The 15,464-nt window shown below is 35.5% G+C and carries 12 protein-coding genes and 1 other annotated feature; all 12 genes read right to left on the reverse strand.

The features are described 5' to 3' along the window. Positions 1-455: 455 nt before the first annotated feature. The 12 genes from argH to BLQ66_RS05720 all read right to left on the reverse strand — a co-directional run bounded on the left by argH (position 456) and on the right by BLQ66_RS05720 (position 15,405). A complete protein-coding gene (gene argH, locus BLQ66_RS05665) occupies positions 456-1,832 on the reverse strand; it encodes an argininosuccinate lyase (protein WP_074521325.1) in 1,377 nt (458 codons plus the stop codon). Between the two features lie 103 nt (positions 1,833-1,935). Then, entirely contained in the window at positions 1,936-4,242 is a 2,307-nt protein-coding gene (locus BLQ66_RS05670) for a DNA gyrase/topoisomerase IV subunit A (protein WP_074521326.1), read from the reverse strand. Positions 4,243-4,287: 45 nt separating this feature from the next. Beyond that, positions 4,288-6,222 (reverse strand): DNA gyrase/topoisomerase IV subunit B, encoded by a 1,935-nt coding sequence (locus tag BLQ66_RS05675; protein ID WP_074521327.1) that lies wholly within the window; start codon positions 6,220-6,222, stop codon positions 4,288-4,290. Positions 6,223-6,283: 61 nt separating this feature from the next. Beyond that, entirely contained in the window at positions 6,284-7,279 is a 996-nt protein-coding gene (locus tag BLQ66_RS05680; RefSeq protein WP_074521328.1) for a foldase protein PrsA, read from the reverse strand. A 191-nt stretch (positions 7,280-7,470) separates the two neighbouring features. After that, the gene (gene rlmH, locus BLQ66_RS05685; protein WP_027430579.1) at positions 7,471-7,950 is read right to left on the reverse strand and encodes a 23S rRNA (pseudouridine(1915)-N(3))-methyltransferase RlmH; all 480 of its coding nucleotides are present in this window, start codon (positions 7,948-7,950) and stop codon (positions 7,471-7,473) included. A 12-nt stretch (positions 7,951-7,962) separates the two neighbouring features. Next, on the reverse strand, positions 7,963-8,229 hold the full coding sequence (locus tag BLQ66_RS05690) for a glyoxalase (RefSeq protein ID WP_074521329.1): 267 nt from the start codon (positions 8,227-8,229) through the stop codon (positions 7,963-7,965). A gap of 10 nt (positions 8,230-8,239) precedes the next feature. Next, complete coding sequence (locus BLQ66_RS05695; RefSeq protein ID WP_034245353.1) at positions 8,240-9,025, reverse strand: Cof-type HAD-IIB family hydrolase; 786 nt, start codon at positions 9,023-9,025, stop codon at positions 8,240-8,242. A 1-nt stretch (position 9,026) separates the two neighbouring features. Next, positions 9,027-9,650 carry a Maf family protein gene (locus BLQ66_RS05700; protein ID WP_074521365.1) on the reverse strand — a complete coding sequence of 208 codons (624 nt, stop codon included), beginning with the start codon at positions 9,648-9,650 and terminating at the stop codon, positions 9,027-9,029. A 210-nt stretch (positions 9,651-9,860) separates the two neighbouring features. Continuing rightward, positions 9,861-11,522 carry a 2-isopropylmalate synthase gene (locus BLQ66_RS05705; RefSeq protein WP_074521330.1) on the reverse strand — a complete coding sequence of 554 codons (1,662 nt, stop codon included), beginning with the start codon at positions 11,520-11,522 and terminating at the stop codon, positions 9,861-9,863. A gap of 150 nt (positions 11,523-11,672) precedes the next feature. Further along, positions 11,673-11,912, reverse strand: a binding site (T-box leader). A gap of 54 nt (positions 11,913-11,966) precedes the next feature. After that, positions 11,967-13,328 carry a hypothetical protein gene (locus BLQ66_RS05710; protein ID WP_074521331.1) on the reverse strand — a complete coding sequence of 454 codons (1,362 nt, stop codon included), beginning with the start codon at positions 13,326-13,328 and terminating at the stop codon, positions 11,967-11,969. After that, complete coding sequence (locus BLQ66_RS05715; protein ID WP_074521332.1) at positions 13,328-14,458, reverse strand: DUF58 domain-containing protein; 1,131 nt, start codon at positions 14,456-14,458, stop codon at positions 13,328-13,330. Before BLQ66_RS05715 ends, BLQ66_RS05710 begins: the two co-directional genes overlap by 1 nt. Beyond that, positions 14,458-15,405 (reverse strand): AAA family ATPase, encoded by a 948-nt coding sequence (locus BLQ66_RS05720; protein ID WP_074521333.1) that lies wholly within the window; start codon positions 15,403-15,405, stop codon positions 14,458-14,460. Before BLQ66_RS05720 ends, BLQ66_RS05715 begins: the two co-directional genes overlap by 1 nt. Positions 15,406-15,464 lie beyond the last annotated feature (59 nt).

A 15,464-nucleotide genomic window follows, 5' to 3' on the forward strand; every position in this document is an offset into this window, starting at 1 on the left:
GTACAAAGTATATATGAAAATATTAGACAAATGAAATAGGAAATAAAGGGAATTAGGTATAAAGGCAGTCCTAATTTCAAACAAACTATTATGCATGCTCGTATCAATAGTTATAGCCCATATATCAAAAATGCAAGTTATAATTCCCCATATAGCATTAAATATAAAAAACTTATTCGATGCTCCCCTAGTCATCTTTCTATAAAAGAAAGAAAACACAATGATGGCATTTACTAAAAGCGCTGCAACATCAAAATATATAATTCTTGTCATATAAGAAATCTCCTTATAGATTCAGCTTAAAAACTATTTTTATTATATCATTTAACATATATTTCTACAATTAATATAAAGCCTTATTCTTAGGGAAAAATGCATCAAGGCAAATAAAAACCAGAAACTAGCCTAGGCTAATTTCTGGTTTAAATTTTAATCTTTAATTTTAATCTTTAATTTTAGTTATTAGCTAAATATTCCTCATTTAACTTAATAACCTTATTCATTACCTCAGGTCCTGGTGCTCCAAGAGTAAGTCTCTTATTAACACAAGTCTCTAAGCTAATTGCCTCATAGATGTCCTCATCAAATACAGGACTAATCTTCTTATATTCTTCAAGAGAAAGGTCATCAAGTGCGATTCCCTTATCGAGGCAAAGAAGAACTAACTGGCCAACAATACCATGAGCTTCTCTAAATGGTACGCCCTTCTTTACTAAGTAATCAGCGGCATCTGTAGCATTTGTAAAGCCATGCTTAGCAGAATCAGCCATTCTCTTATCATTAAACTTCATTGTATCAATCATACCCTTAAAGAGGCTGACACAGCCCTTTACAGTGTCGATTGCATCAAAAGTTAATTCCTTATCTTCCTGCATATCCTTATTGTAAGCAAGAGGAATTCCCTTCATTGTTGTAAGAAGTCCCATAAGTGCTGCATAAACTCTACCTGTCTTACCTCTTACAAGCTCTGCAATATCTGGATTCTTCTTCTGTGGCATAATTGAGCTTCCTGTTGAAAATGCATCATCAAGCTCAATAAACTTATACTCGTTAGAATTCCAAATAATGATTTCTTCAGAGAATCTGCTTAAATGCATCATAATAGTTGAAAGTGCTGATAAGAATTCAATTAAGTAATCTCTATCAGAAACTGAATCCATACTATTAAGTGTAGGTCCATTAAATTCTAGTAACTTAGCAGTTAACTCTCTATCTAGAGGATAAGTTGTACCAGCTAGGGCCCCTGCGCCAAGTGGACAGTAATTCATTCTCTCATAGATATCTGAAAGTCTAGATCTATCTCTTTTAAACATCTCAAAGTATGCGCCAAAGTGATGTGCTACAGTTACAGGCTGAGCTTTTTGTAAATGAGTGAAGCCTGGCATAAATGTTGTAACATTTTCCTTCATAATACGAAGAATAACCTGCATTAATTCCTTAACTTCTTCATCTACAGCTAAAATCTCATCCCTTGTATAAAGTCTCATATCAAGTGCAACCTGATCATTTCTACTTCTACCAGTGTGAAGCTTCTTACCAGCATCACCAATTCTTTCAATAAGGTTTGCCTCCATAAATGTATGAATGTCCTCATATTCATCATCTATAACAAGCTTTCCTGCTTCGATGTCAGCTAAAATTGCCTTTAAGCCATTAACAATTTTCTCGCCTTCTTCTTCGCTAATAATCCCTGATTTAGCAAGCATAGTAGCATGTGCAATACTACCTCTGACATCCTGTTTATAAAATTTCTGGTCAAAGGAGATTGATGCATTGAAGTTATTAACTAACTCATTAGTCTCCTTTGTAAAACGACCGCCCCAAAGTTTCATTTTCATTTCCTCCTAATGTTTTAACGATTTAACTCATTAAAATGTAATCACTACTAATTTAGCAAATGTTTACTAGGATGTAAACCTCCTTTTAGGATTTAAGCTATTTAATTTTACTTCCCTTAGAATCTCTATGAGCTAACTTTAAGTTAGTAAGGTTAAGTTCCTTCTTCTTATACTCAACCGTTACCTCATCTCCATCAGTAACTAAGAAGACCTCATCAATATGATCATCCTTAGCTAACTTCATAGCACGAACACCAAGAGCATTCTTCTTCTTTTGAGGAATGTCAGTTAGAGGGAATTTTAAAATGTTACCATTAGCACTAGCAAGGCAAACGTTCTGGTTACTTTCCACAACCTCTTCCTCTACAATGCCACCCTCAAGGGTAAACTTAGAATAAATAGCAATCTTAGCATCTGTTGTATAAACGCCTACTAAGCTATCATCCTCACCAAGCTTTGTAGCCGAAACAGTTCTTTTATTAACTTCAAACTCAGAAGCATCCACAAGCTTTGCCATACCATTCTTTGTAACAAAAAGGAGCTTCTTATTCTTGATTGTTGCCTCAGAACCGAGGAAGCAGATATTCTCACCGCTACTATCGTAATTACCAACATTATCAATAGGAGTACCCTTGTCTCTAAATCTAGTATATGGTAAGTCCTTTACCTTAACCTGATGCATATTACCTGTGTCTGTGAAAATGAGAATCTTACCGGTATTCATACATGTAAAGACATACTTATTCTCTGCATGTACTGCTTCCTTATTTCTCTCATAGGCAGAAATATCAATAGTCTTAGCATAGCCAAATCTATCCATAATAAAGACTACTTCCTTCTCTTCCATCTTCTTTTCTTCATAAACAGCTTCCTTAGCATCAAGAATCTGAGTTCTTCTAGCTCTAGCATAGTCCTTCTTAATTCTTAAAAGTTCAGCCTTAATTACCTTTGCCATTTCTTTTCTAGATGAAAGGATCTTCTCATATTTTTCAATCTTCTTTAAGCATTCTTCAAATTCCTTCTGAAGCTGTAAAATTTCAAGACCAATTAATCTGTATAGACGCATCTGTAAAATCTCTGTAGCCTGACGCTCTGTAAAATCAAGCTTAGCTGCACTTGCCTTAGATTTTTCAGACTTAAAATTAATACCTTCAACATTACCATTAACTAAGCAATCCTTAGCCTGAGCTAAATTCTTACTTCCTCTAAGGATTTCAATAATTAAATCAATAATATCGCAGGCACGAATAAGACCTTCTTTAATCTCTTTATTGTCTCTTTCCTTTTTAAGGAGAGTTGTATATTTTCTTGTGGCAAGATCAAACTGGAAGTCTACATGATGCTTAATAACCTGCTTAAGACCAAGTGTTTCTGGTCTTCCATTAACAATAGCAAGCATGTTAACACCAAAAGTATCTTCAAGCTTTGTCTTCTTATAAAGCATGTTCTCTAAGTTCTTGTAATCAGCGTTCTTTTTAAGTTCAAGAACAATTCTAATACCTTCCTTAGAAGATTCATTTGAAACATCCACAATATCACTTGTCTTCTTAGTTTCAATTAAATCAAGAACATCTGAGATAAACTTAGAAATATTAGCACCAATCATTGTGTATGGAATCTCTGTAATAACTAACTTATCTCTTTCACTTCTCTTTGTAGCTGGCTCGTAAACCACCTTACCACGAAGCTTTACCTTACCCTGCCCTGTTTCATAGATGTCCTCTAAGTCAGACTTATTAATTACAATACCGCCTGTAGGGAAATCTGGTCCTGGCATAATTTCAAGTAATTCCTTAGTTGTAATTTCAGTGTTATCCATATAGGCACAAACTGCATCACAAACCTCAGCTAGATTGTGAGGTGGAATATTAGTTGTCATACCAACGGCAATACCATCAGCACCATTAATAAGTAAATTAGGTACTCTTACTGGTAAAACCTCTGGTTCTTTTTCTGTTTCATCGAAGTTTGGTAGGAAATCTACTACATTTTTATCAAGATCAGTTAAGTAAACATCCTCTGTAAACTTCTGGAGTCTAGCCTCAGTGTATCGCATAGCAGCAGCTCCATCACCTTCAATAGAACCAAAGTTACCATGACCATCTACTAAAGCCATTCCCTTCTTAAAATCCTGTGATAAAACTACTAATGTCTCATAAATTGAGCTATCACCATGTGGATGATATTTACCCATGGTATCACCAACAATTCTTGCTGACTTTCTATGGGGTTTATCATGTCCTAAATTTAATTGGTCCATAGCGTATAAAACTCTTCTTTGAACAGGCTTTAAACCATCTCTTGCATCAGGTAAAGCTCTTGCTGTAATTACACTCATGGAATAATCTATATAAGACTTCTGCATTATTTCAGAATACTCAGTCTTTACTATCTGTTCAGCCATACTTCCTCCAAAAAATTATTATTAGTAAATCATATATTCGTAAATTTAAGCATCAATCTCAGCTTCATTGGCATGAGCATAGATAAATGCACGTCTAGGTGGAACCTCACTACCCATAAGCATTGAAGTTACTTCTGTTGCCATTCTTGCATCTTCAATTTCCACCTGCTTTAAAATTCTAGTTTCAGGATTAAGAGTTGTCTCCCAAAGCTGCTCAGGATCCATTTCACCAAGTCCCTTATATCTTTGAAGAGTAAAGCTACCTTCTTCATGATTCTTTCTATAATTTTCAAGAGCCTTGTCATCATAAAGATACATACCTTCATCCCCAGACTTCTTCTTAGTCTTCTTTGGCACTACCTTATAAAGAGGTGGTGTTGCAATATAGACATGACCCTGATTAATAAGCTCAGGCATGAATCTATAGAAGAATGTAAGTAAAAGTGTATCAATATGAGCACCATCCACATCGGCATCAGTCATAATAATAATCTTGTCATAACGAAGCTTTGAAATATCAAAGTCATTACCGTAACCCTCTAAGAAGCCACAATTAAAGGAATTAATCATAGTCTTAATTTCTGCATTAGCTAAAACCTTATCGATTGTTGCCTTTTCAACATTTAAGATTTTACCTCTAATTGGAAGGATTGCCTGAGTTCTTCTGTTTCTAGCAGACTTTGCAGAACCGCCGGCAGAATCACCCTCTACAATAAATACTTCGCACTCTTCAGGATTTCTACTTTCACAGTTAGCAAGCTTACCGTTGCTATCAATTGAGAATTTCTGCTTTGTAAGAAGATTTGTCTTAGCCTTTTCCTCAGCCTTACGAATCTTAGCTGACTTTTCAGCACAAGCAATAACAGCCTTTAGAGCATCTAAATTCTTATCAAAATATAACTGAACCTCGTCGTTAGTTATAGCTGATACAACTGTTGAAGCATCAGGATTATCAAGCTTAGTCTTTGTCTGACCTTCAAATCTTGGTGCTGGATGCTTAATAGCAACAATAGCTGTCATACCATTTCTAACATCAAGACCAGTAAAGTTATTATCCTTATCCTTAAGAATTCCTAACTCTCTAGCATACTGATTAATAATCATTGTAAACTTAGTCTTAAAACCTGTAATATGGGTACCACCCTCTTGAGTGTAAATGTTATTACAAAAACCAAGTATATTTTCCTCGAATTCATTTACATACTGGAAAGCGACTTCCACTTCAATGTCATCCTGCTTATTCTTAAAATAAACAATATCACAAACAGTTTCCTTACCTACATTTAAGTCCTTAACATAGGCTAAAATACCATCTTCTTCATGGAAAGTTTCCTCTTCAGGTGCTTCCCCTCTAAGGTCCTTAAAATTAATTGTAAGTCCTGGATTTAAATATGCGATTTCATGTAATCTTGACTTGATTGAATCTGCCTTAAATCTAGTCTTTTCAAAGATTTCACCATCAGGAAGGAAAGTAACTGTTGTACCTGTATCATGCTTTCTGCAAGTACCAATCTCCTTAAGAGGAGCTACTGCCTTACCTCTTTCATATCTTTGCTTATAAACTTTACCTTCAAGTCTGATTTCAACCTCTAACCAAACTGAAAGAGCATTAACAACAGATGCACCTACACCATGTAAACCACCAGAAATTTTGTAACCGCCATCGCCAAACTTACCGCCGGCATGAAGTACAGTAAATACAACCTCAACTGCTGGAATACCAGCCTTAGGATGAATTCCTATTGGAATACCTCTACCATTATCCTTAATAGTAGCTGTACCATCTGCATTAAGACTTACGTCTATTTCACTACAAAAGCCCGCTAAATGCTCATCTACAGAATTATCTACGATTTCATATATAAGATGATTAAGACCCTTAGTGCCTACTGAACCAATATACATACCAGGTCTTTTTCTAACCGCTTCTAGTCCTTCCAAAATGGAAATACTATTAGCATCATATTTCTTAGTTGCCATAAAATTTTCTCCCTTTTATTTAAATGAAAGCTTCGCTTTCAATAATAAATTCATATAAATCTTAATTAGATAAATAAGAATTAAAAATGCTTTCAAAGTTTGATGAATAAATTGAATTAGAACGAACGCTAAGTTTTGCCCAAACTCCTGTATTAAAATCTACATAATACTTTGATTCATACTCATTCATATACTCATTAAACTGCTCTAATTGCTTGCTTTCTAAGATTGTTGTCTTATTGACTTCAGTCTTAGTTTTATCATTATCAGAAGTACAACGAATTAGATAATAAAGTCCATTAACTTCAAAAACCTCACTCATATCACCAGTAGATAGGTTAAAGGCAATGTCTTCAAATGTCTGATCCATTTCACCCTTCTTTAATTCCATTTCATAATTGCCATCGTCATTGATTTCCTTTGCAAGGGCAAAGAAAGAGCTACCTGACTGAATGCTATTATAGGCATTCTCCACCTCTTCCTTAGAATCGCTTACAATATACTGAATATCAATAACTCTAGCATCATCATAACTTACCTCAATGTCATATTCAGAAATAATATCCTCATATAACTTATTAGCAATGGCAAATTTAGTATACATCTCTTCTAGATCCTCTAAACTTACATCTAACTGCTTCTTATCATCATCGGATAAGTTATTGTAATACTCCGCAGCTGCTGCCTCTACGTTGTTCTCTTCATCTCTACTTAAAACAACGCCTCTTTCCTTTGCTAGCTTATTTAGCATAGCAACTCTTATTAACTTAACTTTAATTTGATCATTAACATAAGAATAAAAAGATTCTCCATCAATTGTCTCATTCCAGATATCCTCACCTAAAAGCTCTTCGTACTGGCTTCTAGCATCAGACATTAAAATCTTAGCTTCGGTCTTAGTCATTGTAATACCGTCTAGCTTAAGAATTGTATTAGAATTTAGCCCTGTTGATATATAAACAAAGTGGCCATTGAAAAAAATCATAAAAATTAAACATGCTGCAACTAAAACCGCTGCAGACACTAAAGCAATTACTCTCTTCTTGTTAGTCTTCACAACCCTACTCCTTTAGTCCATTATTTCTGTAATATGTTCGCTATAGATGTGGAAGTGCTCGCATTAGATGCGGCAGGCCGCAGCTCGCACACGTGTAGCTCCTTCTTCTCAATTGCGGAAGTGCTCGCATTAGATGCGGCAGGGCCGCTGCTCGCACACGTGTAGCTCTTTCAATGAAAGAGCTACAATAGCTACTTATGATATGGCTCGTTCTTCATTATTCTATAGCTTCTATAAATCTGTTCAAGTAAAATCACACGCATTAACTGATGAGGGAAGGTCATTTTAGAAAAGCTAAGCTTGTAATCCGCTCTAGCTAAGACCTCACTTGATAAACCAAGGGAACCACCAATCACAAAGCTTATATCGCTTTTCCCCGAAATACCAAGCTCATCAATCTTTTTTGATAACTCAACAGAATCTAACATCTTGCCTTCAATGGCAAGAGCTATAACATAGGAATCGTCTTTTATATTAGATAAAATTCTCTCCCCTTCTTTTCTTTTGATCAAGTCATTAACAGTATCACTTGCATTATCCGGTGTCTTCTCATCAGGAAGCTCTATAATCTTTAAATTACAGTATCTTGAAAGTCTCTTAGAATACTCATCAATAGCACCTGTAAAGAACTTCTCTTTCACCTTGCCAACGCATACAATGTTAATCTTCAAGCAAACTCACCTCTAACCTTCAACTACAAAATATTCGCCACTAGGAAGCTTAAAAACCTCTAGCTGCTCTTCTAATTCTTCGTCAGACATAGAACTAACATCCATACCTTCATCTGCTAGGGCATCTCTTAATTCCTTAATATCCTTACAAACAAAAGCAAAAGACTCTTCAAGAAAATCCTTAGCCTCATCAATATCAAAGACTACATCCTCCATAAAAAGTTTAGCTTGTTCCTTTAAGAAAACCTCTGCGCAGGCTGTTAAATGCTTCTCGTCCATAATAATCTCCTTATGATAAAATTTGTGGGAAACGCTCCCTTAATGTATCAACTACTCTCTTGGCCTCGTAGTTACCATGTTTCTTAACATCTGCTACAGCCTTCTCCATGACATAAGAATACTTCACATTATCAAGCATAGTAATATCATTATAATTATCACCAAAGGCCATACATTCATTAGACTGTAGCTTAAAATATTCCTTAATCTGATTAATAGCCTTACCCTTAGAAACGCTTGTCTCCATAAAGTCTAAGTAAAGATCACCAGATACAGCAATACTTGCCTTACCCTGCCATCTATCAAAGAAATAGTCTCTAGAATTAGAGATACCTGAAAGGTCACAAACAGCCACCTTTAAAATATCTTCCTTAATCTCACTAAAATCCTCTACTAGAGTTGTATGATAGTTAACTACCTCAGTCATTCTGTGATGATATTCCTTAGTCTTAGGCTTAATATAAGCAGTCTTTTGTCCTGAAACTAAGACCTCACAATTAGCTCTATTATAAACATCATCAATAATTTCAAGGGCTAAGTCTCTCTCCATAGCTGTCTTAGCTATTACCTTATCCTTATAAGCTACTAATGCACCGTTCTCAGCAATATATACCAAATCCTTTGAAACAGGCTCAAATAGTCTCTTTAGAGAGGTAATCTGTCTACCTGATGCAGCAGCAAAATGTATTCCCGACTTTAAAAGCTTAGCTATTGCTCTTAAAGTTTCTTCATCTACACTCTGTGCCCCATTAAGAAGTAGTGTACCATCTAAGTCACTTGCTATAAATCGTATCATATTAACACCTTTCATAATCTATTCTATATCCTAATTTATAAAGTTCAAGACATATTCTTGCTACTGGCAAGCCAACTACATTATTATAGTCGCCCTCAATAGCCTTAATATAGGCGGCAAAAAGCCCCTGAATTCCATATGCCCCTGCCTTATCATAAGGCTCTTTAGTTGATATGTAGGCCTCCACACTCTCATCTGTTAAAGGATAGACTAAAACTTCTGTCTTCTCACTAAAGCTAATCTCTTTAGCCTCCACTTTATCGCCCACGCCACTTGTCTTAATAAGACAAACTCCTGTGTAAACCTGATGAGCATTATCAGAAAGTCCCTTAATCATTCTTCTAGCATCTTCCTTATCCTTAGGCTTAGTTAGAATCTCGCCCTTGTGATAAACTACTGTATCTGCGCCAATAATCACACAATCAGAGAGGTCTTCCCCTCTTCCCTTTAGCATATCAAATACAGCTCTTGCCTTCCTTCTTGAAAGTTCCTTCACATAATCGTAAGGAGGCATTAGTTCAATGTCCTCACTTGCCTGACTAGTTATAATCTCAAATTTAATACCGACCTGCTCTAAAAGTTCCTTTCTTCTAGGAGAAGCAGAAGCTAAAATAATTCTCATAATTAAATTCCTTTCTCGACCTACCATGTCCTATATTAACATTCTTTTATGAAAAATAAAAGTCCAAAAAGAAATTTTGTTCGTTTCTAATCTAAAGAAAAGGGATAGAAAAATTTTCCTATCCCTAAATTATAAACTTAGTCAAACAGACCTTTTAATCCACTTTTAAAGTTTGATTTCTTTATTTCCCAAGACTTCTAGTTATCAAGGCTTTTACTTATCAAGACTTCTATTCATAGCTGACTCAACCGCATCAATAGAAGCTCTAATAATATCGTGATCAATACCAATACCAAAGTAGCCCTTGCCATCATCGCCCTCAATACCTACATAGGCAATAGCCGAAGCACCAGAACCACTCTTTAAGGCATGCTCTTCATAAACTGTAATATTACATGGCTTATTAAAATGTTTAGCAAGTGCGTTACTTACTGCATCAAGACGACCCTTACCAGCTGCATTAACTGTAAGAGACTGTCCATTTTCTTCAATAGTAACTGCTGTCTGAATTCCATCTTCCTGCTTAAAATGTACCTCTGTAATCTTAAAGTTTGGTGTGTATTTCTTATATCTCTTCTCAAAAATTTCAAGAACCTCTTCTGGCGCTAATTCCTTATGAGCATTATCAGAAACATCCTTTACAGCATAGCCTAAATCCTCTCTCATCGCCTTTGGAATAAGCATACCGAAGTTTCTCTCTAAAACGTAGGCAACGCCACCCTTACCAGACTGGCTGTTAATTCTAATAACATCAGAATCATAAGTTCTACCAACATCCTCTGGATTAATTGGAAGATATGGTACAGTCCAAAGATCTGGATTGTGGTCGATTCTATAGTGCATTCCCTTTGAAATAGCATCCTGATGAGATCCTGAGAAAGCTGCAAATACTAACTTACCACAATATGGATGTCTATCAGAAATTGTCATCTGAGTAAGCTTTTCATAAGTCTGTGCAAGCTCAGGCATATCAGATAAATCAAGCTTTGGATCAACACCATGTGAATACATATTCATAGCAAGTGTAATAACATCTACATTACCAGTTCTCTCACCATTACCAAAAAGTGTACCCTCAATTCTATCAGCACCAGCAAGTAATCCAAGCTCAGAATCGGCAACGCCTGTACCTCTGTCATTGTGTGGATGAAGGGATACGATAACATTTTCCCTATTATGCATGTTCTTACACATGTACTCTACCTGACTAGCATAAACATGAGGAAGCGACATCTCAACAGTTACCGGTAAATTAATGATGCACTTCTTGTCTTTTGTTGGCTGCCACTGGTCAATAACTGCGTTACAAACCTCAAGGGCATATTCTGGCTCTGTGCCTGTAAAAGACTCGGGGCTGTATTCAAATAAATAGTTACCGCCATCTGCCTCAGCTAATTCCTTTAAAAGCTTAGCGCCTTCAATAGCGATCTTCTTAATTTCTTCCTTAGACTTAGCAAATACCTGCTCTCTTTGTGCAAGAGATGTAGAATTGTAAACATGGATGATTGCTCTTGGAGCACCCTTAACTGCCTCAAAAGTCTTCTTAATAATATGAGGTCTAGCCTGAGTAAGTACCTGAATTGTTACATCCTCAGGAATCATATTATTCTCAATTAAAGTACGGCAAAACTCATACTCTGTCTCTGATGCTGCAGGGAAACCAATCTCGATTTCCTTAAAGCCCACCTTAATTAACATCTTGTAAAACTCTAACTTCTCAGCCAAGCTCATTGGTTCTATTAAAGCCTGGTTGCCATCTCTTAAATCAACAGAACACCAAATTGGTGCCTTATCCACGTATTCCTTCTTAACCCAGTCATTGCACTCAACTGGTGGCATAAAGTAGCCTCTCTTGTACTGCTTGTAATTAAACATAAACCTTTCCTCCTAATTCTAGTGCTCTTACTTATGAAAATGTGTCAAAAGCCTAAAGACAAATAAAGCCACTAATTTATCTTTAGCCAAACGCTTTTAAGTCTCCCTTCCCAAAGAGGCTATAAAAAAACGTCTCTTAAAGGTTTCCCTTTAAGAGACGAATAAAATCCGCGTTACCACTCTTATTCATAGTAAAACTATGCACTCACCAAATACTTTCATATTCTGACCATTATAACGGTTGGCATTCCGTCTAGCCCTACAGTTATTAAAAATAATTTCAGGTAGCTGCTCCAAGGCGAGTTCATTACTTCTCTTTATCTATCTTTCACCAACCGATAGCTCTCTGTATTCCGATTCATAACTACTATTCCTCTTCATCGCATTTCAAATATTGAATTATATTAAAACTATAAACTATCAATATTTGTTTGTCAATAAGTTTTATAACTTCTTTAAATAACTAATTTCCTCTTTAGTTACCTCTTCTCTTGAGTATCTAGCCTTTTCATAAGCCTCAGTTATCTTAGCTGCCTTTTCTTCATCCTCAATAATAAGCTTAGAAGAAATATCGCCAGGCATTAATTTATCCGGCTTTAAGCCATTTTTCTTATATTTAGTATAACGCTTCTTTGACTTGGCGTATTTTTTGAAAATCTTTCTATAGCTATCATTATTAGATAAGCCCTTAGATGACTCCTTCTTTAAGGTCTCGTAAGCCTTATCCTTTGAAATCTTCTCTTCCTTTAAAAATTCCACTTCATCAAATTCATCAAGCTTAGTCCTTTTAAAGCTCTTCGCATACTTAAATACTAGGTAAATTACTGAAACTGCCAAAGCAATTACCAGCACAAGGGCAAAGGCCTCAAAAATAGCATTAAAGATAGCTGCATTATCATTTGCTGTGGAATCTGCAAAGCCAATATCATAACCTGAACTTGCCTCATCACTAGAAGAAGCTGAATCTGTTGAATCCCCACCAGATCCCCAAAGTATAAGAATAAACTTAATAATTAGCTTTACAATGGCAAATAAAAATCCGCCGATTATACTAAATAAATTTCCGTACTTACCGTAATAGAAAAGGTACATGAAAACTGCCATAACTAAGGCAATTACAAAGGTTACGGTTACATTTGCATTAATAATTCTATTAAGGGGGAACTCTGACTTTCCGGAGTTAACCTTAATAACCTTATTAAGTTCCTTTACCTGATTATAAATTAGGCTAGATAGGACAAATACTACAAATAAAAGCACCATAAGGCCCACAAGGCCATCATTATTATTGCTACCACCAAGCACGTAGCCCACAAACATTACAAGGGCATAGGCTGGATGCATTCTTTCTTTAATTACAGAACTTGAGTAAACATCCTCGTCTGCTGCAGATTTTAAATTAGATACAAAATCCTTAGAAACCGGAGAATTATTAGCAAGCTCTGTAAGCTTATTCATGGCGTTCTTAATTCTAATTGAACGAAGTGATATTACAAGTGTAGCAAGAAAAAAAGTCACAATCTCAAGGTCATTTCTTGCAAAGGCAAGGCTTGCTACTGGGAATATCAAATTAATTATCATAAAGGCTGTAAAATTATTAACCTTACGTCTAACAATATAAAGAGCTACTGTTGGAATAATACACAGTAAACATAGGACTATATCAGTATTTGGCCTATTGGCAATACCAATAATAGCCATAACTTCAATGGCAAAAAATACCACAAACTGTGTGAAAATTTCTAGGAAGGTTTCTAATACGTTAAGCCTTTTGTTAGTTTTACTAATCTTTGTTGGCTGTCCCATTAAAGCTTACCTCCTATATTCTGATCAATCTCAAACTCCAAGCTCTTTAGCTCTGTAAACTGCGATATATTTTCTCCCCTAAAATGTGGCACCACCCAGAGAGAATCCTTATCGTTTTTAAATTTCTCGTTAATTAAGTCTACTAATTCCTTCTGTCTATTAGCAGAAATAATTACATAGATTGAATCTCTTTTAATCTGAACTTCCTTAATAATTTCCTTAAAGTCTCGCTTCTCCTTGCTTGCATCAACTCTAGCAAGTAGCGCGTTAATAGTCTTTAAATGAGCAACGCCAGAACCTGACGTGAGCTTAATCTCAGCTCCTTCAAGGTAATCTCTTGCATTTGAGTAAAGGGATAAATTAACCCCTTCCTTTAAAAACTTAGTGGCAAAGCCTGAACAAAGCTCAATACTATTCTCAATAATCTCAAGGGATTCAAGCTGTCTGTCCTTTTCTAAGTTAAGTAAAATGCATACATTTCTACTCATGGTCTCATCATATTCATTAACCATAAGCTGACCGGTTTTAGCAGAAGCCTTCCAGTTAACGGACTTTAAATTATCATTATAGTTGTATTCTCTAATTGAGCGGAAAGCAAACTTATCCTCGAATAGATACTTCTTCTTAGTTAAGTCCCCTTCAAGGCTATTATTAATAATTCCAAGCTTATTAACGTCAATAGCCTGTGGGTAAACTGTAATAAAGGCAGTATCGTCCTGCTTGCATACATTTACCTCATCCATAAATACACCGTTAAATACAATCTCTAAATTATCTAGTGTAAAGACGCCTCTTTTAAGACACTTAATAGGAATACGTCTTGTGATCTTCTGATTAGGACCTAGGGAAAACACGTCATTTCTATAGGTTCTATCTGTAGTTGTAGAGTTAGTATCAATATCTGTAAAATACAAGCTCTTATCTAATTGAAATTTAGTGTTAATCATAGCTAAGGGCAATTTCTTAGCGTTGCTAACAGTTAAGACTAAATTGGTTGAATCCCCACGAATCACATTTCTGCTTTCGAAATTTAGATTCATTTTCAAATTCTTAGACCAATTCTTTCTATAAAGAGTAACAACAAAGAAGTAAACAAGTGCCACAGCTACTATCATTAAAATAATATTCATTACTTATCCCATTCCTCTGTAGGCACATTAATTTCGCTAACGATTCTATCAATAATCTGTTCTTTGTTGTCACGAGCAAAGGCACCGGATGATAGAGAAAGTCTATGAGCAAAGCAAACTCTAGCTAAAGACTTAATATCTTCTGGTACAACATAAGTTCTTCCTGATACATATGCAAATGCTCTCGCAGCATTCACCATAGCAATTGACGCTCTAGGACTAATACCGATGGAAATGTCCACGCTATTTCTAGTCTTAGTAGCAATATTGACAATATATTCAATTAAAGATGGATGGATAAAGACTTCCTTTACCTCTTCTCTCATCTCTAAGATATCTTTTGTAGTAACTACGCTTCTAATGGATTCAATAGGGCTTGCCTTTAAAAATCTAGTAAGAATCTCCTTCTCACCTTCCTCGCTTGGATAACCCATATTAATCTTCATTAAAAATCTATCTAACTGAGCCTCTGGTAACTCGTAAGTACCAGCAGTCTCAATAGGGTTCTCAGTGGCAATAACGATAAATGGTGCATCTAGCTTAAAACTAGTTTCATCAACTGTTACCTGTATTTCTTCCATACATTCAAGAAGTGCTGACTGAGTTCTTGGTGTCGCTCTGTTAATTTCATCGGCCAATAAAATATTAGTAAAAATTGGACCTCTTCTAAACTTAAACTCTTCTTCCTTCTGGTTATAGATATGAATACCTGTAATGTCTGATGGAAGTAAATCTGGTGTAAATTGGATTCTCTTAAAGTTACCCTCTATGCTTTTAGCAAATGTTTTAGCAAGCATTGTCTTGCCTGTTCCTGGAACATCCTCTAGTAGTACATGGCCAGATGCTAAAACACTTGTTAAAATCAACTTTGTAACATCCTCTTTATCTACGATAACCTTATTGACGTTATCTAAAACTAGTTTACATTTATCCTGATTATTAAACATGAAAAACCTCCGATTGTCTTTGTTTCATACGCTTTTTAGTATAGCAAGCAGAGATTATT

This window comes from Lachnospira pectinoschiza, assembly GCF_900103815.1.
Lineage (GTDB): Bacteria > Bacillota > Clostridia > Lachnospirales > Lachnospiraceae > Lachnospira > Lachnospira pectinoschiza_B.